The 21985-nt window shown below is 41.0% G+C and carries 18 protein-coding genes; 13 read left to right on the forward strand and 5 right to left on the reverse strand.

The genetic code is table 11. The features are described from left to right. Positions 1-175 precede the first annotated feature (175 nt). Positions 176-1462 carry a citrate synthase gene (locus RG47T_RS04620; RefSeq protein WP_074488342.1) on the forward strand — a complete coding sequence of 429 codons (1287 nt, stop codon included), beginning with the start codon at positions 176-178 and terminating at the stop codon, positions 1460-1462. A gap of 310 nt (positions 1463-1772) precedes the next feature. On the opposite strand, the gene RG47T_RS04625 is transcribed toward RG47T_RS04620, so the two are convergent. Genes RG47T_RS04625 through RG47T_RS04635 form a run of 3 tightly spaced genes read right to left on the reverse strand, consistent with a single transcriptional unit; the run spans position 1773 to position 7219 of the window. After that, positions 1773-2516, reverse strand: coding sequence for a SusE domain-containing protein (locus tag RG47T_RS04625; protein ID WP_074488343.1), 744 nt, complete (start codon positions 2514-2516; stop codon positions 1773-1775). Between the two features lie 56 nt (positions 2517-2572). Further along, positions 2573-4162 (reverse strand): RagB/SusD family nutrient uptake outer membrane protein, encoded by a 1590-nt coding sequence (locus RG47T_RS04630; RefSeq protein WP_074488344.1) that lies wholly within the window; start codon positions 4160-4162, stop codon positions 2573-2575. Positions 4163-4180: 18 nt separating this feature from the next. Then, a complete protein-coding gene (locus RG47T_RS04635; RefSeq protein WP_074488345.1) occupies positions 4181-7219 on the reverse strand; it encodes a SusC/RagA family TonB-linked outer membrane protein in 3039 nt (1012 codons plus the stop codon). A gap of 344 nt (positions 7220-7563) precedes the next feature. Here RG47T_RS04635 and RG47T_RS25945 point away from each other — a divergent pair, with 344 nt between their 5' ends. The 10 genes from RG47T_RS25945 to RG47T_RS04680 all read left to right on the forward strand — a co-directional run bounded on the left by RG47T_RS25945 (position 7564) and on the right by RG47T_RS04680 (position 18433). Beyond that, on the forward strand, positions 7564-7737 hold the full coding sequence (locus RG47T_RS25945; RefSeq protein ID WP_171972472.1) for a hypothetical protein: 174 nt from the start codon (positions 7564-7566) through the stop codon (positions 7735-7737). A gap of 156 nt (positions 7738-7893) precedes the next feature. Then, the gene (locus RG47T_RS04640) at positions 7894-9786 is read left to right on the forward strand and encodes a RecQ family ATP-dependent DNA helicase (protein ID WP_074488346.1); all 1893 of its coding nucleotides are present in this window, start codon (positions 7894-7896) and stop codon (positions 9784-9786) included. A 170-nt stretch (positions 9787-9956) separates the two neighbouring features. Continuing rightward, positions 9957-10556 (forward strand): GIN domain-containing protein, encoded by a 600-nt coding sequence (locus tag RG47T_RS04645; protein WP_074488347.1) that lies wholly within the window; start codon positions 9957-9959, stop codon positions 10554-10556. Positions 10557-10680: 124 nt separating this feature from the next. Continuing rightward, on the forward strand, positions 10681-11403 hold the full coding sequence (locus RG47T_RS04650; RefSeq protein WP_083627293.1) for a head GIN domain-containing protein: 723 nt from the start codon (positions 10681-10683) through the stop codon (positions 11401-11403). 21 nt (positions 11404-11424) lie between these two features. Continuing rightward, a complete protein-coding gene (locus RG47T_RS04655; protein WP_074488349.1) occupies positions 11425-11844 on the forward strand; it encodes a DUF3592 domain-containing protein in 420 nt (139 codons plus the stop codon). A gap of 388 nt (positions 11845-12232) precedes the next feature. After that, positions 12233-13588 (forward strand): trigger factor, encoded by a 1356-nt coding sequence (gene tig / locus RG47T_RS04660; RefSeq protein ID WP_074488350.1) that lies wholly within the window; start codon positions 12233-12235, stop codon positions 13586-13588. 234 nt (positions 13589-13822) lie between these two features. Then, positions 13823-14542, forward strand: coding sequence for an ATP-dependent Clp endopeptidase proteolytic subunit ClpP (gene clpP / locus RG47T_RS04665; protein WP_074488351.1), 720 nt, complete (start codon positions 13823-13825; stop codon positions 14540-14542). A gap of 108 nt (positions 14543-14650) precedes the next feature. Beyond that, positions 14651-15889, forward strand: a complete 1239-nt coding sequence (gene clpX / locus RG47T_RS04670) for an ATP-dependent Clp protease ATP-binding subunit ClpX (RefSeq protein WP_074488352.1) — start codon at positions 14651-14653, stop codon at positions 15887-15889. A 240-nt stretch (positions 15890-16129) separates the two neighbouring features. After that, a complete protein-coding gene (locus RG47T_RS04675; protein ID WP_074493136.1) occupies positions 16130-16990 on the forward strand; it encodes an AMP nucleosidase in 861 nt (286 codons plus the stop codon). Positions 16991-17071: 81 nt separating this feature from the next. After that, entirely contained in the window at positions 17072-18433 is a 1362-nt protein-coding gene (locus tag RG47T_RS04680) for a pyridoxal-phosphate dependent enzyme (RefSeq protein ID WP_074488353.1), read from the forward strand. Between the two features lie 257 nt (positions 18434-18690). Here the strand turns inward: RG47T_RS04680 and RG47T_RS04685 are convergent, their stop codons facing one another. After that, positions 18691-20244, reverse strand: coding sequence for an ArnT family glycosyltransferase (locus RG47T_RS04685; protein ID WP_074488354.1), 1554 nt, complete (start codon positions 20242-20244; stop codon positions 18691-18693). A 72-nt stretch (positions 20245-20316) separates the two neighbouring features. Here RG47T_RS04685 and RG47T_RS04690 point away from each other — a divergent pair, with 72 nt between their 5' ends. Further along, a complete protein-coding gene (locus tag RG47T_RS04690; RefSeq protein ID WP_074488355.1) occupies positions 20317-20880 on the forward strand; it encodes a helix-turn-helix domain-containing protein in 564 nt (187 codons plus the stop codon). A gap of 81 nt (positions 20881-20961) precedes the next feature. Continuing rightward, positions 20962-21696, forward strand: coding sequence for a heavy-metal-associated domain-containing protein (locus tag RG47T_RS04695; RefSeq protein ID WP_074488356.1), 735 nt, complete (start codon positions 20962-20964; stop codon positions 21694-21696). Positions 21697-21768: 72 nt separating this feature from the next. Here the strand turns inward: RG47T_RS04695 and RG47T_RS26600 are convergent. Continuing rightward, a partial coding sequence (locus RG47T_RS26600) for a carboxyvinyltransferase (RefSeq protein WP_494337192.1) occupies positions 21769-21985 on the reverse strand: 217 nt, incomplete at its 5' end.

Genomic DNA, 21985 nt, shown 5'->3' on the forward strand with positions numbered 1-21985 from the left:
AACAGATGATCAAAATCTATGTTTAAACAGCATTGCTCACAACAGATAACACACAACCGCCAACTGTATGTAAAAAAATGTTGTTAAATACATAAACAATTTACAAACACGCCTTACCTTAGCGGCTTAGAATACGCAGATTTAATTACATTTGCGTAGATACAATTATACTTCTATGTCAGAAAACGCACAGCTAAAAATTGGTGATCAGGTTATTGATCTACCTGTTATAGAAGGTACCGAGCACGAAAAGGGGATTGATATTTCGAAGCTTAGGGACCAAACAGGTTATGTTACATTAGATATTGGTTATAAAAATACTGGTGCTACCAAAAGCGCTATTACTTTTTTAGATGGTGAACTGGGGATACTTAAATACCGTGGTTACCCGATTGAGCAATTAGCCGAAAAATCAACCTTTATTGAAGTAGCTTATTTATTGATTTACGGTGAATTGCCTACCAAAGAGCAACTTTCTGATTTTCAGTACCAGATTAACCGCCACACGTTGGTGCATGAGGATATGAAGAAGTTTTTTGATGGTTTCCCATCAAAATCTCACCCAATGGGTCAGCTATCTTCATTAATTGGTGCTTTAGCGGCTTTTAACCCCGAATCGCTTAAGCAAGGACTGACTACTGAAGAAGTAAACCTGGAGATCATTAAGCTGATTGCTAAAATGAGTACCCTGGTTTCGTGGATTCACAAAAAATCATTGGGCCACCCGGTAATTTACCCGCAAAATAAGCTCGACTACGTAACCAACTTTATGCAGATGACCTTTGGTGAACTTACCGAAGAGTATGTGGTAGACCCGGTTGTGGTTGATGCTATGAATAAGTTGCTAATCCTGCATGCAGACCATGAGCAAAACTGCTCTACATCTACAGTACGTATCGTAGGTTCGTCAGACGCTAATTTATATGCTTCTATCTCTGCAGGGATCTCTGCACTTTGGGGCCCGCTGCATGGCGGTGCCAACCAGGCTGTGATAGAGATGCTGGAAAAAATTAAAGCTGATGGCGGCGATACCGATAAATGGATAGCCAAAGCGAAAGATAAAAACGATCCGTTCCGTTTAATGGGATTTGGTCACCGCGTTTACAAGAACTTCGATCCACGTGCCAAAATCATTAAAAAAGCATGTGATGATATTTTAGAGAAATTAGGTGTTAACGATGAGGTGCTGGAGATAGCCAAAAAATTGGAAGAAGTAGCCCTGCAAGACCCTTATTTTGTTGAGCGCAAACTTTACCCTAACGTAGATTTTTACTCAGGGATCATTTACCGCGCTTTAGGTTTCCCAACAGAAATGTTTACCGTACTATTTGCCTTGGGCCGCTTACCGGGCTGGATTGCACAGTGGAAAGAGATGAAGGCTAACAAAGAGCCAATCGGTCGTCCCCGTCAAATTTACGTTGGTGCAAGTGACAGAGATTATAAAGAAATCAGCAGCAGATAATTAGCTGTTGATTGATAAAATATAGGAACTCGCTTTAAGCGGGTTTTTTTTGTGCTTTTTATTATCCTCGTCTTGCCGAACTTGTTTCGGCATCTCACAGAATAGGTCTTACATTTATGTGTACATATCGTTTATGCTTAGCAAGTGGGATGCCGAAACAAGTTCGGCACGACGGTGTACAAGACGTACAAGATATCCGATCTGACGTAAGTGTCCGCTTGTGACTGGAAATATCCCCATAAAAAAACCGCCTCTTTTAAGGAGGCGGTTTTAAAATCAATCAATAAATCAACAAGCTAAATCAATATCTCTATTGTTTAGTTAGGGTATAAGTGAGGGCATTCATATCAACATGAATTAAATATGTACCTGCTGAAGGAGCTACCAAATTGGCGCCGCTTGTACTAAGCACGCCGTTTGCACCACCATAGCTTACAGCCCAGCTTGGGGCAGGTGTAATTTTAAATTCAAAGCTTTTAGTGCTTATAAAAGTTATTTTACCTTCATAAACGCCATTGCTTGTAGGCGAACTTAAAGTAGGGGCTGTTGTTGGGTCCCAGCCTTGGTAGTCGCCCGGTACATAAATATAAGATGTTAATGAGAACGGGGTAACTGTTAAGGTAAGCGTGTTAGAATAAGCTACAGCAGCATTTGGTGCAATATAAGATTTGATTCTTACATCAACCTGCGCAGATGTGCCTGTAGTTAAGTTTAAAGCTAATAATGCTTTATTAAAGTCGCTTCCGGTTACCGCCTGGCTAAGTGAGCTTGTCGCAATTTCCTGTACATTGGCGAAATTTGTGCCTTTAACCGCAACTTGTATGGTATAGGTTATAGGCGCGTTGTAACCTGTAACTGGTGTTGCAGGCCATGTAAAGGTTACTGCTGTGCTACTTGCTGTGCTTAAAGACAGGGCAGGGGCGGTAGTTGAGGCCGTAAGTGTGCCGGGGCTCCCCATTGATGCAGTAAGGCGTGTTTCATCCTTTTTACATGATGTTAGTACCATAATGGCAAGGGCACTAAAGGCAGCTATAATGTTTAAAAGTTTTTTCATAATTACTTATTTATCATTTAGCAGCCCTGCAGTTTAAACCGCAGGGCCTGCAATAATTAATATCCTGTATTTTGTTTTAAGTTAGGGTTAGCACTTAAATCTGGTGCCGGGATAGGGTATATGGTACGGAAAGATTCGACACCTTTACCGGCAATAACACCACCTTTCCATGGCCAAACATAGCTGCTGCTATTAAACAGACCGAAACGGATCAGGTCTGTACGCCTGGCTGCCTCAAAATAAAACTCACGGCCGCGCTCGTTCAATATATCATTTAATGTAATAGAGCTAACGTTACCGCTTGTGTTGCCATAAGCACGTGTGCGTATCAGATTAAAATATTGTAATGCACTGCCTGCGGTACCTGTACCGCCACGTAAAAGGGCTTCAGAGTACGTTAAATACATTTCTGCCAGGCGGAAAATAGGGAAATCGGTTGAGCAGAATACACCATTAGGTGATGCTGCGGCTACACCGGCAGAGGTCATGTTGGTAAACTTAACCACAGCAAGCCCATCTGTAAAGGTCGACTCGTCATCATTCGTAATCTTTGGTCCGGCAAACATGGCGCGTTTATCGGTATTACCGCTATAGTCGCCAAATATGGTTGCAGGTAATGTGCTTACCGCACGGTTACCACCCCAGCCACCGCTGGCAACGCCATAAGCTGCAGGGTTTAACGCCGAGTTTAAGCAGGAGTTGATAAGGAAGGTTGTACCACCATAGGTTTGCGAGTTAACACCATCGTAATTGATAGACAGAATTGTTTCGGGGTTGTTTAAGTTGTTATCACCCTTAAACAGGTTGGCGTAGCTGGTATTTAAAGTATAACCAGAGCCAATAACTTTTGCGGCGTAAGTTGCAGCATCGGTGTAACGGCCTTTGCCAGAACCCAGGTAAACTTCGGCGTTTAGGTACAAACGTGATAATAAAGCCCAGTCTGCGGCCTGGTCGGCACGACCGTATTCATTAGCTCTTGGCGCAACTAATGATGCGTCTATCGCTTTTAATTCAGATTCAACATAAGCGAACAAATCAGCACGGCTTATTTGTGTAGGGTAAACTTTACCAATCGGCGAATTCTCGTCAACAAACGGGGGAGAAGCAAAAAGGTCCATCAGCACCCAATATTGGTAAGCACGTAAAAAACGGGCTTCTGCACGGTAATGGCGTACATTATCTGCGTCGGCTCCTGTAATACCACGGCTGGCCAGTTTATCATCGGTAGATTGGGCAATAAACGAGTTGGCAACCGTGATCTGGTACACACAACGGGTATATAAACCATTCAGGAAGGTGTTGCTCGATGTCCAGTTCATGTCATGGAAATCATGCAGGCCTACATCGCCCCAGGCACAAATAGCCTCGTCAGTAGGTAATTCCTGTGCGTTCCAGTACAAGCGTAAAAAGTCGGACGTACCGGCATCAATGCCACCCAAATCGGAGCTTGAAGAACCGGTGCTTCCTGTTAAGGCATAAGCGCCATACACTTTAGCTAAAGCCTCTTTGTAACCCACAGCAGTGCTGTAAACAACATCGGCAGTAGCCGTGTTGATGGGGTTACGGTTCAGCTCTTTTTTGCAGGAAGCCAGGCCACCTGTAAGCAGAGCTGCGAGTATAAAAGTTTTAATCAGATTATTTTTCATCTCTCTTATGTCGTTAAATTAAAAGCCCAGGTTAAAGCCTAAAGTGTAGGTACGTGGGCGTGGATAGAATTTATTGTCAATACCGCTGTAGATCTCAGGATCTATGCCTTTGTATTTAGTGATCACAAAAACGTTTTGTACGTTGGCATTTACACGTAATGTTAAATGCTTATTGCTGGTAATGTGGCCGAAGTTGTAACCCAGGCCTGCATTATCCATACGTAAAAACGATGCATTTTGCACGTAATAATCTGATTGAAACTGGTTGTTGGTAAATGAAGTATTTAAATAATCTGAGCTTGCATTACCAATAGTACCCACTGTGGTAATAATATTACGGCTGGTACCCAGGTTAGCTGCGGTATTGTTGTATACGTAATTGCCCAGGTTGGCACGTAATACCGTACTTAAGCTCCATTTTTTATAATCAAACTGTGTGGAGAAACCCATGGTTACTTTAGGCGCAGGGCTTTTGTACAGGTAGCGGTCATTATCATTAATAATACCATCGTGGTTTAAGTCGGCATAAACACCTTCCAGTGGTTTGCCATTAGCACCGTATACTTGTTTGTAAACATAAAAAGAGTAAGGTGCGTAACCAACAGCATGTTCTTGTATGGTCGTACCTGTAGCGCCTGTAATATTACCAACAGCAACGGTTACATTTTGCACACCCGGTACTAAGCTTAGGTTAGTGATCTTGTTATTATTATAAGCAACGTTATAATTAAAGCTCCAGCTAAAATCTTTTGTTTTAATTGGTATAGCATTCAAAGTAAACTCAACACCTTTTGTTTCTGTATTACCCACGTTGGTAACAAGCTGGTTGGTAAAGTTGGTACCTACAGGCAGAAACACTGTTGAAAGCAGATTTTTAGTTTTTTTGTAGTATACATCGATGCTACCGCTAATGCGCTGGTTTAAGAAACCATAATCAAAACCTGCGTTATAAGAACTGGTTTGTTCCCACTTTAAGGTAGTATCATAGGCGTTTGGCGTGTACATGTTGTAAAAATTGTTAGCACCATTGCCAAACTGATATTTAGATGTATTGTCGCTCAGGTAATAAGAAGCGATGTAGCGGTAATAATCAATACCATCTTGCTGGCCTGTTACACCATAGCTTAAGCGCATTTTTAAGTCAGACAAAGTTTTTGAACCTTTCAAAAAGTCTTCATCGCTCATGCGCCAGGTAAACGCGGCAGAAGGGAATACACCATAACGGTTTTTTTCGGCAAATCTCGAGGACCCATCTCTACGGATGGAACCTGCTAAAATGTATTTGCTATCGAAAGTGTAAATTAAACGACCGTACACAGACTCCAGTGTATAGCGATTTTCGCCATAAGGATAAGCTGGAATAGAGCCTGCTACTAAAGTACCATTAGCTGTATAATTTGCATAATTTGTAGCACCACGGTTAACCGTACGGAAATCGTAATAACCATAACCGGCGGTAGCATTAATATTACTCTTAATATCTTTAAAAGTATTGTTGTAGTTTAAATAGAACTCACCTACGGTATTATAAGTTTTTTGGTGATACTCTGTGTTAGTACCGCCGGTATCAAAAAGATTATTTGGGTTACCGTTGGTAAAAGATTGTGCTGCATTGGCAGGTACAAAAGTACTGCCGCCACCTTTTGCCAGGTCATAACCTAAGTTAGCGTTAGCATGCAACTGCGGTAAAAAATGGAAACGGTAATCTGCAGTAAAGTTGCCATAGCTTCTGTATGCATCACCTTCGTTATGTTTATCTTCTAATAAACCAACCGGGTTGCGCGGGGCATTTGGGTTTAGGTTTAAGGTTGTAGGGTCATAATATTCGGTGTAACCGTTGTATTTTGATGCTGTATTATAAACAGGATGTGTTGGATCGAACTGTGCAGCTGCGTATATGGCATCCTGGTTAGCAAAACGACTGGCCTGGTAGGTACCGTTTAAATTCAGGTCAATTTTCAGATCATCGTTAAAAAAACGTGGGCTTAACCTCAATGCACCAGAGGTACGGTTAATGTGGTCTGTTTTTAAAGTACCATCCTGGCTAAGGTAACCAACAGAAACGCGGTAAGGCATGTGTTTGGTAGAACCAGAGATGCTTAAGTTATTGTTACTGGCCAGGGCATTGTGGTAAATTTCGTCTTGCCAGTTGGTACTTGCTGTACCTAAAAGCGCTTTTTGTGTGGCGTTGCCATTTGCATTTACATAAGCCCTAACCTGGTCTGCAGACAGCAGATCTAATTTACTGGCCACCGTAGCAACCGAGTTTTGTGAACTGAAGTTTACTGTAGGTGTGCCGCTGGTGCCTTTTTTGGTGGTAATGATAATTACACCGTTAGAAGCACGCGAACCATAGATAGCTGTTGAAGCCGCATCCTTAAGGATGGTAAAGCTTTCGATATCATCGGGGTTAATTAAGCTGATCGGGTCGCCCACGCCTGATATTTTAGAAGTACCGTCGGGGTTTCTGCCCGGTGCTAATGGTACACCGTCAATTACGATCAATGGCTCGTTGCTGGCGTTTAATGAAGCACCCTGGCGTACGCGGATAGTACTACCAGAGCCTGGCTGGCCGCCGTTGGTTGTGATAGACACACCCGCTACCTTACCTTGTATTAATTGCTCGGGCGAGGTAACTGTTCCTTTCTGGAAATCTTTAGCACCTACTGTTGAGATAGCGCCTGTTACTTCTTTACGGGTTTGTGTACCGTAACCAATAACCACAACCTCGTTTAAAGATTTGGTGCTGGGCAATAAATTAAACGACAGTGTTAAAGTACCGTTTACCGATACTGTTTTTGATAAAACTTCATAACCAACAAATTTTGCTGTTAAAGTATATGAACCGGGTTTAACGTTTTTAATTACGTAATTACCGTCGGCGTCTGTAGCTGCTCCAATGGTGGTACCATTAATAGTTACTGTTGCACCGGGTAGGGGCTGATTGTGTTCATCTACAATCTTACCGCTAATGCTTCCGGATTGTGCAAATGCCATAATTGAAAGCATTAGGAACGCACAAAGAAGCACATACTTTTTTGAGTAGGTTTTTCCCATTTAATTTAGTTTTTTCTGTTAAAAATTAAGGCTATTGATTGCCGTAATTGGTTTATTTATTTTATGCTTAAACAGCATGCGACTAATTTACAGCAAGAACTAATATTTGCAAATTTTATATATAAGATAATTATCAATGCATTTTATGATTCAAATTTAACTTTAAGGAAACATGCAGTATGTGCTAAGTTGAGTAGATAGGCTATCATTTTGTCGCTTAGTTTCAGTAGAATAAGGATTATGAAAAAAACTGGTGTAAAAATTACACATTTAATATTTTTACTTTTACGTAAACGTTACCGGGAACGTTCCCGATACATTAAATGTGTAATAGACAATTAATAATGAAAAAAAAATATTTTTTCTGCGCGTTTTTGCTTTTTGTTCAAATTTATTTGGATATGGCGCAGCCAAAAGTGGTATTTAAAATACATGTTACTGCTAGTAAAAATGGAAGGGCAGAAGGCCTTGATTTAGCAACCGCTTTAACCATTAGAACATTACAGATGCATCATTAATCACAATACTTAACAAACAAGTAACAACAGCATAATAAGAAGCATTAGAATGGTGATTTTCCGGCGTTTTGTAGCTGGTTTATCAAAGGCTTTAATTAAGACCCGATAAATTGCGATATTAGCACCTATTGGTAGCTTTGCCGCTGACCCTGCTTAATGACCATACAAGAAATTTTAAAACAATACTGGAACCATCAATACTTTCGCCCGTTGCAGGAGGAGATCATCTCTGCTGTATTGGAGGGGAAAGATGCACTGGCATTGTTACCTACCGGCGGCGGTAAGTCGGTTTGTTTCCAGGTGCCGGCTTTAGCTATGCCGGGCATATGTTTGGTTATTTCGCCATTAATTGCCCTGATGAAAGACCAGGTGGAGAACCTGCAGGCTAAAGGGATCAACGCCATGTCGATCGTATCGGGTATGAGCAGGCGCGAAATAGATATTGCTTTAGATAATTGTATCTACGGTGAGGTGAAGTTTCTGTATATGTCTCCCGAGCGTTTACTGTCCGAATTGGTACAGGAGCGTATCAAATACATGAAGGTAAATTTGATTGCGGTTGATGAGGCGCACTGTATCTCTCAATGGGGATATGATTTTCGCCCGTCGTACCTGCACATTGCCGAACTGCGTAATCTGCATCCACAGGTGCCTATCCTGGCGTTAACGGCTACAGCTACTGCCAATGTACGGGTTGATATTATCGAAAAGCTGCAACTGAAACAGCCACAGGTATTTCTGCAAAGTTTCGAGCGTAAAAACATCAGCTACCTGGTAGAGTACGAGGAAAACAAACTTCGCCGCATGTTACAGGTGGCGCGCGGTGCCAGGGGCAGTGGTATTATCTATGTACGCAGCCGCAAGGATACCTTCGAGCTGGCCAGGTTTTTAAACGAAAACGGTTTGCGGGCCGATTACTATCATGCCGGATTGTCGTCCGATTTGCGGTCGTCCAAGCAAGAGAACTGGAAAAACAATGTCACCGATATTATGGTAGCCACCAATGCCTTCGGGATGGGGATTGATAAGCCGGACGTTAGGTTTGTGATTCACCGCGATTTGCCTGAGAGCCTAGAAGCCTATTACCAGGAAGCCGGGCGTGCCGGTAGAGACGAAAAGCGAGCCTATGCGGTACTCCTATATAATATAGCCGACCGGATATTGATGGAAAAGAAATTCGAGGCCAGCTACCCAACCCTCGAAGAAATGAAGCAGGTGTACCATTACCTGGCCAATTACTTTCAGCTGGCCTACGGGGCAGGGGCAGGCTTAAGCTTCGATTTTGATTTGAAGGATTTTTGCACCCGCTTTAAACTGGATGCGATTAAAACTTTGAATGCCCTGAAGTTTTTAGAGCAGGACGAATACCTGTCTGTTAACGAGAGTGTATTTTTGCCCTCGCGTTTCAGGTTCGAGGTAATGAACGAGCAGTTATATAATTTCCAGATCCAGAACCCGGGCTGGGATCCCTTTATCAAAGTATTACTGCGCTCGTACGGCGGAGCGTTTGATCACTATATTAATATCCGCGAATTTGATCTTGCCAAACGAACGGGTACAACTGTGCAAATGATCATCGATAATTTAAATCAACTACAGGAGTTTGGCATACTTAATTATTTGCCCCAAACAGATAAGCCACAGATCACCTATTTAAAACCAAGGCAAAACGGCGCCAATATGCTCATCAGCATTAACTATATTAATGAGCGTAAACAATTGTACCGCGAAAAAATGGAGGCCGTATTTAATTATACCGAAGCTAAAAAGTGCCGAAGCCAAATGCTTTTAATCTATTTTGATGAGGATGATGCCCCAAAATGCGGCCTGTGTGATATTTGCCTGCAAGAGAAACGCCAGAACAACAAACAGGAAATAGCCGAAAAACTCACCACAGAGATCATTCAGCAATTAAGTTCGGCCCCCTTAACCCTCGATCAACTCATTAATGCCATCAGCGGGAACCATCCAAACGAAAAATTAGATGCCGTTAGGCTGCTCTTAGATGCCGGAAAGGTAAAAACCAACGGCGATGTGTATTATTTATAGGGGATTTCGCCGATAAATTTAACCCGTTCACCGGGTAAATCTGCCCGTTTACATATTATACGCCCTTTTGGATAAATTGGCTGTAACGTTTTGAGAGTGAGCACGTCTTATTATCGTAATTAGCACAGAGGCTATTACAAATTAAAAGATCATCAAAACATTACAATCATATGAAAACTCAAATTTTAACCATTGCAACAGTGTTATCATTAGCATTAGCAACCAGCACCAACACATTCGCCGCCAACCACAGCAACAACGTTAGTACCGTATTAACAGATGTAAAACACATCAGCAAAATTGAAGTTCGCGGTAACGTTGAACTATACGTATCAGACGGCGCAACAGACAACGTTAAGGTATACGATAAATATTACAGCGAAAGCGCTTTGGTACAAAACCAAAATGGTGTATTGCGCATTTCGTCTTACAAAAACGAAAAACTAGTAGTTTGGGTAACCGCAGCAGAATTACAAAGCATCAGCGCTTACGATAATGCATCAATTAAATCATTCGGTAAATTATCTGGCATTAACCTGGATGTAAATCTTTACAACCACGCAGCAGCTAACCTTAATATGGAAGCTTACAGCGCCAATATTAATGTAAACGACCAGGCAACTGCCAACTTAACAGGTACCGTTAACGATTTTAACTTAAAATATAATCAATCTGCCACAGTTAACAGCGCCAATTTGGTAGCTACCAACTTAAGCCGTAAAGTTAGCTACGATGGTTTTGCAAAAGCAGAACAGGTAGCCGGTTTATAAGCTAACACACTTTGCAAAAAGTTCATCATATATGTTCATAGCCATCAATTATTGATGGCTTTTTTTATTTTTGGTGTAACTTAGGCTTGCAATCAGTGGTCTAAAACATATAAAACAATCAATCATGAAAAAGATATTAATCACCTCCTCATTTATAGCCGTACTTGCTTTAACATGCGTATTGCAATCATGCATGAACAGGTGTATACAAGGCTCGGGTAACCAAAAAACAGAAACCCGCCAAATGGGCGATTTTAGTAAAATAAATATAGAAGGCGCTTTTAAAGTAAACCTTAAACAGGATAGCAGCATGGGCGTTACCGTTACGGCTGATGATAACCTGCTTAAGTATATTAAGGTGGGTGTAAGTGATGGCAGTTTGCATATTTATGCTAAAAAGAATTTTTGCGCCAGTGCGGCCATAATTGTCAATGTTGGCGTGCGTGACCTAAGTGCTATTGAAGCAGATGGCGCTGTTGAACTGCAAAGCGAAGGCCGCTTAAATGTAAAAGACCTTAAATTAAACCTGGCCGGTGCTAATAAAGTAACACTAGATTTGAGTGCAGCCAATGTGTCTACAGATGCAAGCGGCGCTAACGAGTTGTTTATATCGGGCCAGGCTGCAGCTTACAAGGTATCGCTAACGGGTAGCAGCAAACTCCACGCTTTTGATTTTGTGGTAGGCGATTACAGCATCAAAACCGCAGGCGCCAGCCATAGTGAAATTAACGTGTTGAAAGATCTTAAAATTAATACAATGGGTGCGTCAGACGTTAAATACAAAGGTAATCCAGCCAATATTCAGAATGATAAATCGGGTGCTTCGAAGGTGACTAAGGTTGATTAAAATCGGATGACAAACTAACTGATGAAATTTAACGTTGATTCTAACATTTTGTATTCCTTTTTAGGTGGGGTTTTTCTAATTGTGTTTGTGTTGGCCAGAAAATGGAATGACAATAAAATGTTTTCTATTTCTGTAGAAACAAACGGATTAGTTATTGACGAAGAATTGGAGAAAGGAATTGAAGGGAATGAATATTATTACCCTGTAGTAAAATTTAAAACTACAGAAGGAGAATGGATTACTTCTAAAAGTCGTGATGGCTATTATCCTCAAAAATATGCTGTTAAAAAGGAAGTTAAAATTCAATATTCATTAGAAGATCACACTCAGTTCAAAATTAAAGGAGCTGATACTATTATACATTTGATTTTTTTGTTGTGTGCGGCCATGTTGATCTTATATAGTGTATATGCATATTTAACCATTATCATTCCATCTTAAGTTATAGTAAAAACTGCCTTATGTTAACGACTACTTAAGAAGACTTTTGGAACCAACTCCCTGATGAAGTAAAGCAAGCCATTGAAAAAGCTAAAGGGCAAGGAAGACCTCACGAAGAAGTGATGGCACGAATGAGAGAATGCTTTTTTAGCACTGGTTTGTAGATTGTCATGCTGACGAAGGAAGAATTTTCTTAAATATCTTATTCGGCTTACAAACCGAATAAGATATTTCGCTGCCGCTCAATATGACAAACGGTAAGTAAATCCAAAATCGAAATATTTTCCACAATCCCATCTATCAAAAAAAATCCTTATTTTTGCGCCTCGAAAATCTGGCTGCATTTGGCAGTTGGCAATAAATTAAAAACATAACTCCGTTAAATAAGATGAACATCTCACAGGAAAAAACAGGTAAGCTTAATGCTATTATCTCCATTAACCTTAATCCTGAAGATTACCAGCCACGTGTTGATAAAGCGATAAAAGAACAGGCCAAGAAGGCTAAAGTGCCTGGTTTCCGCCCGGGTATGGTACCAACCTCTCACGTAAAAAGGATGTATGGTAAAAGCATTTTGCTTGATGAAGTTAACAACCTGTTATCAGATACATTAAATAAATACCTTGCCGAAGAAAAACTGGAAGTATTAGGCCAGCCGCTACCTAAAGTAGATGGTACCCCGCAATACAATTGGGATTTTAACGATAATTTTGAGTTTAACTACGAAGTAGGCTTGGCTCCCGAGTTTAGTGTTGAGTTTTCTAAAGATGATAAGCTAGACCAGTACGTGATTAAGGTAGATGACGAAACGTTAGCCTCTCGTATTAAAAATCTGCGTCGCAGCTACGGAAAAATGACAAACCCTGACGTATCGGCAGATGGTGACGTTCTTTATGGCGAATTAGTTCAACTTTCGCCAGATGGTTCTGTTTTTGAAGATGGTATTACGCAGACGGCTTCTGTTCGGATAGAGCAGATTCTGGATGAAAAAATAAAAGCATCATTAATCGGTTTAAAGAAAGATGATGTTGTTGAATTTGATATTCAAAAAGCATACAACAATGATGCTGCTAAAATTGCCGGTCTGTTAAAGATCGAAGAAGATGCAGCTGCTGATCTTAAATCTAACTTCCGTTTAACTGTTAAAAATGTTAACCGTTTAGACGAAAGCGACCTTGATCAGGCGTTCTTTGATAAAATATTTGGTGAAGGTACTGATGTAACTACCGAAGAGCAGTTTAGGACTAAAATTACCGAAGAGCTGGAAAGCATGATGGTACAGGATGCAGATCGTAAACTGCAGAACGACCTTTATAATTACAGTGTTGAAAAAATTAAGTTCGAATTGCCAGACGAGTTTTTAAAACGCTGGTTGAAAGCAACCAACGAAAAACTAACCGACGAAGAATTAGCCGGTGGTTACGATGATTTTGCTAAAAACCTGAAATGGACTTTGATTACCAATAAAGTGGTAACCAACAACGATCTAAAGATTGAGTACAAAGAAGTTTTTGAACAAGCAAAACGTCAGCTTGATGCACAGTTCCGTATGTATAGCCCTCAGCCTTTGGCCGAGGAGCAATTAGCACAATACACTGTACAGTTTTTGCAGGATAAAGAAAATGCTAACCGCATGTTCGAAGAAGCAAAAGCTATTAAAGTGTTAGATTATCTGAAAGGAATAATTACGCTAAACAAAAAAGAGATCACTTTTAAAGCGTTTTCTGAGCTTGCAGAAGCATAAGCAAACGTTAAAAAATAGCTAAACACCATAAAAGCAACCAGAGCAATCTGGTTGCTTTTATTTTTTATAAAAAACTTAGTTATAAGCGCCGCGTTAATAGTTCGATTTAGCCCGAGTGGCACAAATACAAACAGGCACTTAACAATTATGTAAAAATAGGCCGGGAGTTAAAAAACTGTCAGCCTAAAAACTATATTTACCACTATTAACAGTAATTACTTAATCACAGATTTTATGAATAATATTAATAAAGACGAGTTCAGAAAATATGCCGTTAAACATCACCGCATAAACAGCCTGTTTGTAGATAAATTTATTTCGAGTGTTGAGCACAAAATGATGCCCACCGCTATTCATCGCCCGGTTGATATGACGCCTTACATTATCGAGGAGCGCCAGTTAAACGTAGCACAAATGGACGTTTTCTCTCGTTTAATGATGGACCGTATCATCTTTTTAGGTGATGCCATTTATGAAAACATTGCCAACATTATCCAGGCGCAATTACTGTTTTTACAATCGGCCGATGCTAAACGCGATATCCAGATCTACATTAACTCTCCGGGTGGCTCGGTATATGCAGGTTTAGGTATCTATGATACCATGCAATTTGTATCTAACGATGTAGCTACCATTTGTACAGGTATGGCAGCTTCTATGGCAGCTGTATTATTATGTGCCGGTGCCGATGGCAAACGTGCAGCATTACCACACTCACGCGTAATGATTCACCAACCGTTGGGTGGCGCACAAGGCCAAGCTTCAGATATCGAGATCACTGCACGTGAGATCCAGAAACTGAAGGTTGAATTGTATGAAATTATCTCTAAACACAGTGGCGCACCTTACCAAAAAGTTTGGGATGCATCAGACCGTGACCATTGGATGATTGCTGAAGAAGCAAAAGAATTTGGTATGGTTGATGAGATTTTACGTGGCGCACACGAAAAATAAAATCAAATAAACAATAACAATAAGCTGCTTTTGCAGTTTATTGTTATTGATATGTGAAGTTGCGTTTGTAGCGCAGAATTATTATTTTTGATATAAAACCATTTTCAGATGAATAAGAACAGCAAGGAAATCAGGTGTTCATTTTGTGGCGCCGGTAAACAGGATTCCCTGATGCTGATAGCGGGGCTTGATGCACACATTTGTGATAAATGCGTTAACCAGGCCAATGAGATTTTAGCCGAGGAACTGAAAGTACGTAAAGTAAAGGCATCTCCTTCGGCACCAACCATGCTTAAACCAGCCGAGTTAAAATCGCACCTGGACGAGTATGTAATAGGGCAGGACGATGCTAAAAAGATATTAGCAGTAGCGGTTTATAACCACTACAAACGCTTAAACCAACGCGTAGAAAAAGATGAAGTTGAGATTGAAAAATCAAACATCATTATGGTTGGTGAAACCGGTACAGGTAAAACCTTACTTGCAAAAACTATAGCCAAAGTATTAAACGTTCCGTTTTGTATTTGTGATGCTACCGTATTAACAGAAGCAGGTTACGTTGGCGAAGATGTAGAAAGCATCCTTACCCGTTTACTGCAAGCTGCAGATTATGACGTTACCGCTGCCGAAAAAGGCATTGTATATATAGATGAGGTTGATAAAATTGCACGCAAAAGCGATAATGCCTCTATTACCCGTGATGTATCTGGAGAAGGCGTACAACAGGCGCTTCTAAAGATATTGGAAGGTACTATGGTTAACGTACCGCCGCAAGGTGGCCGTAAACACCCGGATCAGAAAATGATTACGGTGAATACCAGCAACATCTTGTTTATATGCGGTGGCGCTTTTGATGGTATCGACCGGAAAATTGCTAACCGTTTGCGTACCCAAACAGTGGGTTACAAGTTGAAGCACGATGGCGGTGAGGTTGATATGAAAAACCTTTATAAGTATATCACCCCACAGGATCTTAAATCTTTTGGTTTGATACCCGAGCTGATTGGCCGTTTGCCTATCCTTACTTATTTAAATCCGCTTGATCGCGAAGCATTGCATAATATTTTAACTGAGCCTAAAAACTCGTTGTTAAAACAATATAAAAAGCTGTTTGATTACGAAGGCGTAAAGCTGGATTTTGAAGCAGATGTGCTGGATTTTATTGTTGATAAAGCAATGGAGTTTAAATTAGGCGCACGTGGCTTACGTTCAATTTGCGAAGCGATAATGATTGATGCCATGTTCGAGTTCCCGTCTCAAAAGGATGTGAAACGCCTGAACGTAACGTTAGATTATGCGCATGAGCAGTTTGAAAAATCAGATCTTAAAAAGTTAAAAGTAGCTTAAGCTAAAAAATATCGAATATATTTAGTATATTTGTCTCATTCAAAAATAGCCCTGGTGCCGCAAGACACCGGGGTTTGTTGTATAAAAAGTTTGTGTTTCCCACAAATTAACTTTTCAAACAAGGCCCTTAGGGCGCTCAAAATAAACTTATCTTTATTGATAAATAGCCTTCTCTACCCAGAGAGGGCATTGTAGGTTAAAAGCCCTCTCATGGTGAGAGGCAACGTTAAAAGAGGCATTATGAACGAAGAAATCGAAGCAAAAAAGAATCCAATTGTTGAACAAACCAACCAGGTTAAAGAAGTTCAATCACCCGTTAAATCCGGACTAAAAACTAAGGAAGCAATTGTGGTCAACTGGCTACCGCGCTACACCGGCCGTACGCTGGATAACTTTGGTCAGTACATTATCCTGACTAACTTTTCAAAGTACTTACAACTATTTTCTACCTGGCACAATGATGCGCCGATAATGGGTTTAGATAAACCTATGCAAAGCGTAACTGCCGATGGCATTACCATTATCAACTTTGGTATGGGTAGTTCGGTAGCAGCTACAGTAATGGATCTGCTAACCGCCATTAAACCTAAAGCCGTAATATTTTTAGGTAAATGCGGCGGCCTGAAAAAGAAGAACAATGTAGGTGACCTGATCTTGCCAATAGCGGCCATCAGGGGCGAAGGTACATCAAACGACTATCTGCCGCCAGAAGTACCTGCACTGCCATCATTTGCATTGCAAAAGGCCATATCAACCACCATGCGCGATTTTGGTAAGGATTACTGGACGGGTACCTGCTACACCACCAATCGCCGTGTTTGGGAGCATGATAAAGAGTTTAAAAAATACCTGAAAACCCTGCGTGCCATGGCTGTGGATATGGAAACTGCAACTATTTTTACTACGGGTTTTGCCAACAAGATCCCTACAGGGGCATTGTTACTGGTATCAGACCAACCGATGATTCCGGAAGGCGTTAAGACTGCCGAGAGTGACTCGAAGGTAACAGAAAGCTATGTGGAAACACATTTAAAGATTGGTATCGAATCATTAAAGCAACTGATTAACAACGGGCTTACCGTTAAACACCTTAGATTTTAGGATAAAAAGTCTATCATTTTAATATACTTTTAGTCAAATAGGTATTGATTATTCAATGCCTATTTGCACCTTTGCACTTATATGTGGTACAATAATATACTCGAAACTATTGGCAATACGCCGCTGGTTAAACTAAATAGAATTACAAAGGATATACCGGCTACCGTTTTGGCTAAAATCGAAACAACCAACCCCGGCAATTCTATTAAGGACCGTATGGCCCTTAAAATGATAGAGGATGCCGAGCGCGATGGTCGCCTGAAACCAGGAGGTACTATTATTGAAGGTACATCCGGCAATACCGGTATGGGCCTGGCTATAGCTGCTGTAATTAAGGGTTACAAGTGTATTTTTACCAGTACGGATAAGCAATCTAAAGAAAAATTTGATGCCTTGCGTGCCTTTGGTGCCGAAGTTATTGTGTGTCCAACGAATGTTGAGCCCGAAGATCCACGGTCGTATTACTCGGTATCGTCGCGTTTAGAGCGTGAGGTGCCTAACTCGTGGAAACCAAATCAATATGATAATTTGTCTAACTCACAGGCACATTACGAGCAAACCGGCCCCGAGATCTGGGAGCAAACCGAAGGCAAAATTACCCACCTGGTAGCAGGTGTGGGTACAGGAGGTACCATATCCGGTACGGCTAAATACTTAAAAGAAAAGAACCCTGATATTAAGGTTTTGGGTATTGATACTTACGGATCGGTATTTAAAAAGTACAAAGAGACCGGTATTTTCGATAAAGACGAGATTTATCCATACATCACCGAAGGTATTGGCGAAGATTTTTTACCACAGAATGTTGATTTCAGCCTGATCGATCACTTTGAGAAAGTAAGCGATAAGGACGCCGCCTTAATGACCCGTGAAATTGCTTTACGCGAAGGTATTTTTGGAGGTAACTCTACAGGTTCGGCAGTTGCGGGTGTATTGCAAATGAAGGATATGTTTAAGGAGAGCGATGTAGTTGTCATCATTTTCCCTGACCATGGTACCCGTTACCTGGGCAAAATGTATAATGAAGACTGGTTGCGTGAGCGCGGTTTCCTGAAAGACGAAAAGCTGACTGCACGCGATATCCTGAAGAAAAAAGAAACCTCAGAGATTGTGACCATCGACTCCGAGAAAACTGTTTTGGAGGCTATAAATACCATTAAAACGCTCAATATCTCACAGATTCCGGTAACCCAGCAAGGTATGGTAATAGGTAAGATAACCGAAAGTGATATTTTGGATGCCCTGTTAGAAAACGGAGCATTAAAATCGGCCCCGGTAAAAACCATTACCACAACGCCGTTTCCGTTTGTGGATCTGAATACATCGATCGATAAAATATCATCCATGATCAACCGCGAAAACATAGCCGTACTGGTAGAAGATGACAACGGTAAGATTGAGATTATTACCCAGTATGATATTATTAACGCAATGGCCGGATAGGTTGTTGAATGTGCAGATGTACAAATGATTTAAGAAAAGGTGTTATACGGAAGTATGACACCTTTTTTGAGTTATTATGCTTTGTGTCATTGCTGTAAGGAGCGTAAAGACGCGGCAAAATTCCCTTTTTGTCATCCTGAACGTAGTGAAGGATCTTCTTCGATTTGCATCAATACTCAACAGGGCGAAGAAGATTCTTCGTTGGCACTCAGAATGACAAGCAGGTAAACAATTAACAAATTATCTAATTAACAAATCTATTTCGATAGCTTTTCTTTCAAGCTTTTCTCATAAATTTTAGTAATAGCTGGTTTCATGCCCCTAAGTAGGAAAATACCAGTGCCATATTCGCGTGCTAATGGATTGGTTATTTCATCTTTCAACTCAATACTTGCCGATACCGGTTTTAGGTCGCTTACATCTTTATCATCGCTTACATAAATCAGGTTTTGCGGAGCTATGGTAGCAGGAGCCCATAACGCAAAACTGCTGCTTAAACAAACAATGGCCGGCAAATGATATTTCGGTCCAAAGTGCTGAAACGCACCTGCTTCACCGTAGTTATCGGCAAATATTATGGTGTGTGCTTGTTCTTCGGGCGATAAGCTGAAGTATATTTTGGCAGTTTTGGCTACCATTTCTTCCCAGCTCAGCATGTCGGCATAATCTTGGGTGAGCGGGTGTTGTTTTTTATCTTCCCAAGTAACAATGAATTTGGTGACAGGCATTTTCTCTACAGTCCATTTGGTGTAAGCCAGTGTTTCTGTTAATGTAAGAAACGGTAAAGCCAACGGAAAAAACACCAGATTAGGCAGCGTCAGCAATATAATAATTGCACCGCGCAGAAAACGCCAGCTGGTTTTTATCCAGCGTTCCAACATATATGCACCGGCAGCAAACAACATGGGGTAGGCAGGGAAAAGGTAATAGCTTTTTCCATTCATCTTTAATAAAAATAAAAAGACGAGCAAATAGGCTATTCCTAAAAAAATGTATTTGCGTAGCTTGTAAGATGCAAATAAAAAAATCAAACCGATAACCCATACAAATAATCCTACACCATTCAATAAGAATTGCTGTTCTATAAAATCAGCCGGATTGTTATACTCAAGCTGTTGTTTTTGTAGCATCGACATGTGGGTAAATACCGGCATGTGATGGGTTATCTGCCATATAAAGTTAGGCAGTACAATTACAAAGGCTATTAGCGCACTAATTAAAAATGGTTTGCTCCAAAGTACTTTACGTTGCTTGCTAATCAGTAAACCAATAACTAAGGCCACTACAAAAAACAGCATGGTGTATTTAGTTAGTATACCCAGGCCAACCGCCGCCCCCACCAAATACATGTAGTTTACATTACGGGTGTTTAAATATTTAACCAGCAAGCATACGGTTACCAGCCACCAAAACTGATCAAATACAACCGGCTGAAACAAATAATCACTGCCTGCAAAGGCGGGAGAGAAGATCAATGTTAAACAAGCTATAGTAATGGCTAACCGCCGGCCGCCAAACTCTACCACCAATTTGCCGGTAAACCAAACCATCATGGCGGCAAACAGGGTAGGAAAAATACGTGTAGCCGCTACAGAACTGCCGAATACATGGTTGATGATGCCCGCCAGGAAAGCAATGAAAGGCGGAACCTCTTTGTAACCCCAGGCCAGGTGGTCGCCCAGAGCAAGGTGCAGCAGCTCATCCCGGTGAAAGCCAAAGTGCGAAATAGCAAGCAGGTTGAAGAGGATCTTGATCCCCACAAAAATTAAAATAAAATTTCCGTAGGTAGGCTTGCGGTTTCTATATGGCATCTGGTGTTATTGGTTCGAGCTAAAGTTAAATAAGAAATCCGTATTTAGATAATTGTACCTTTACTAAGATTTATGAGTACGCTGCATATTAAGAATATGGTTTGTAAACGCTGCATTACGGCAGTCAATAATTTACTTCAAACCGAAGGTTACCATGTTACCCATATCGAATTAGGTGAGGTAGAAATAGCAGAAAAGCCGGATGCTGATAAATTAGCCTCGTTGGATAAACACTTGCACCACTTAGGATTCGAACTGATAGACGATCGCAAAGGCCGACTGGTAGAGAAGGTTAAAAACCTCATTGTTCAGTTGGTGCATTACAGTGAGGGGCCGCTGGAAATTAATTTGTCTGACCATCTCACGCGCGAACTGCCCTATGAATATAATTACCTCAGCAATCTGTTCTCTGAAGCAGTGGGTAGTACTATTGAGAAATTCTATATTAATCAAAAGATAGAAAAGATTAAAGAACTGTTGATCTATGATGAACTTTCGATCAACGATATTGCGCACCGGATGGGTTATAGCAGTACCGCCTACCTCTCGAGCCAGTTTAAAAAAGTGACCGGACTGACGCCGGGCTATTTCAAAGCTATCAGATCAAACAAGCGGCGCAATATCGAAGAACTGTAAATGTTATAAATCAATCCACAAATTTTATAATACTACGGGACTGCGTGTAGCTTAAATTTGTAATCAAATTAAAATTTAACAATGGAACATACCTATAACGTAACTGGCATGACTTGCGCCGGCTGCCAATATAAAGTACAAACACTACTTTCGGGCGTTCCCGGTGTAACTACAGTAGATGTCGACTTAATGGCAGGAGAGGCCCGCATTGCGATGGATCAGCATGTAACAACTTCTGCATTGCAAAGTGCGCTCAAGGATTATCAAAAATACCAGCTAACAGAATCAAATGTTGCCATGCCTGCCCCGGGTATAGCAGAAGAACAGCTCAAAAGCTGGGCCGCTACTTACAAGCCAATCCTGCTGATTTTTGGGTATATCCTGACAATTTCACTGATAGCGGGTTCAACCGTATTGGGTTTTGATGAGTTACTGGCCATGCGGGTATTTATGGCCGGCTTCTTTTTGATCTTCTCTTTCTTTAAAATGCTTGACTTGGACGGTTTTGCCGAAAGCTACGCCATGTACGATGTGGTTGCCCGCAAGTTTAAAAGCTGGGGTTACATTTATGCACTAATAGAATTGGCATTGGGTTTGGCCTACGCAATGGATTTAAACCCTGTTATTACCAATTTGGTTACTATTGTGGTGATGACGGTAAGCATTATCGGTGTGCTGCAAAGTGTGCTTAATAAAAAGGTTATCCGCTGTGCTTGCCTAGGCTCGGTATTTAACTTGCCGATGAGCACTGTTACCATTATTGAAGATGGTTTAATGATTGTGATGAGCGGCTTAATGCTGGCCAGTATGATGTAACAGAGAGTTCTTTAAATAAGAAAAGCGTCCCGGCTTGCATCGGGACGCTTTTCTTATTTATAATATGATTTCTTAAATGCGTGTAATATCTGCACCTAATGCCTTTAAGCGGGTATCGATATGCTGATAGCCACGTTCTATTTGTTCGATGTTGTAGATGGTTGATTGGCCTTGTGCCGACAGCGCAGCAATTAATAATGATACTCCTGCACGGATATCTGGCGAAGTCATGGAGATGCCACGCAATTTAACCTGATTGTCCAGCCCAATCACCGTGGCACGGTGCGGA

The sequence above is a fragment of the Mucilaginibacter polytrichastri genome (genome assembly GCF_001911425.1).
Classification (GTDB): Bacteria; Bacteroidota; Bacteroidia; order Sphingobacteriales; family Sphingobacteriaceae; genus Mucilaginibacter; species Mucilaginibacter polytrichastri.

Bases quoted from the DNA above. Each gene is read 5' to 3' on its own strand.
- RG47T_RS04650 (WP_083627293.1), top strand. From the start codon at position 10,681: ATGAAAAAGATATTAATCACCTCCTCATTTATAGCCGTACTTGCTTTA.
- RG47T_RS04655 (WP_074488349.1), top strand. From the start codon at position 11,425: ATGAAATTTAACGTTGATTCTAACATTTTGTATTCCTTTTTAGGTGGG.
- RG47T_RS04680 (WP_074488353.1), top strand. From the start codon at position 17,072: ATGTGGTACAATAATATACTCGAAACTATTGGCAATACGCCGCTGGTT.
- clpP (WP_074488351.1), top strand. From the start codon at position 13,823: ATGAATAATATTAATAAAGACGAGTTCAGAAAATATGCCGTTAAACAT.
- RG47T_RS04645 (WP_074488347.1), top strand. From the start codon at position 9,957: ATGAAAACTCAAATTTTAACCATTGCAACAGTGTTATCATTAGCATTA.
- RG47T_RS04620 (WP_074488342.1), top strand. From the start codon at position 176: ATGTCAGAAAACGCACAGCTAAAAATTGGTGATCAGGTTATTGATCTA.
- RG47T_RS04695 (WP_074488356.1), top strand. From the start codon at position 20,962: ATGGAACATACCTATAACGTAACTGGCATGACTTGCGCCGGCTGCCAA.
- RG47T_RS04640 (WP_074488346.1), top strand. From the start codon at position 7,894: ATGACCATACAAGAAATTTTAAAACAATACTGGAACCATCAATACTTT.
- RG47T_RS25945 (WP_171972472.1), top strand. From the start codon at position 7,564: ATGAAAAAAAAATATTTTTTCTGCGCGTTTTTGCTTTTTGTTCAAATT.
- RG47T_RS04675 (WP_074493136.1), top strand. From the start codon at position 16,130: ATGAACGAAGAAATCGAAGCAAAAAAGAATCCAATTGTTGAACAAACC.
- RG47T_RS04625 (WP_074488343.1), bottom strand. From the start codon at position 2,516: ATGAAAAAACTTTTAAACATTATAGCTGCCTTTAGTGCCCTTGCCATT.
- RG47T_RS04635 (WP_074488345.1), bottom strand. From the start codon at position 7,219: ATGGGAAAAACCTACTCAAAAAAGTATGTGCTTCTTTGTGCGTTCCTA.
- RG47T_RS04630 (WP_074488344.1), bottom strand. From the start codon at position 4,162: ATGAAAAATAATCTGATTAAAACTTTTATACTCGCAGCTCTGCTTACA.
- RG47T_RS04685 (WP_074488354.1), bottom strand. From the start codon at position 20,244: ATGCCATATAGAAACCGCAAGCCTACCTACGGAAATTTTATTTTAATT.
- tig (WP_074488350.1), top strand. From the start codon at position 12,233: ATGAACATCTCACAGGAAAAAACAGGTAAGCTTAATGCTATTATCTCC.
- clpX (WP_074488352.1), top strand. From the start codon at position 14,651: ATGAATAAGAACAGCAAGGAAATCAGGTGTTCATTTTGTGGCGCCGGT.
- RG47T_RS04690 (WP_074488355.1), top strand. From the start codon at position 20,317: ATGAGTACGCTGCATATTAAGAATATGGTTTGTAAACGCTGCATTACG.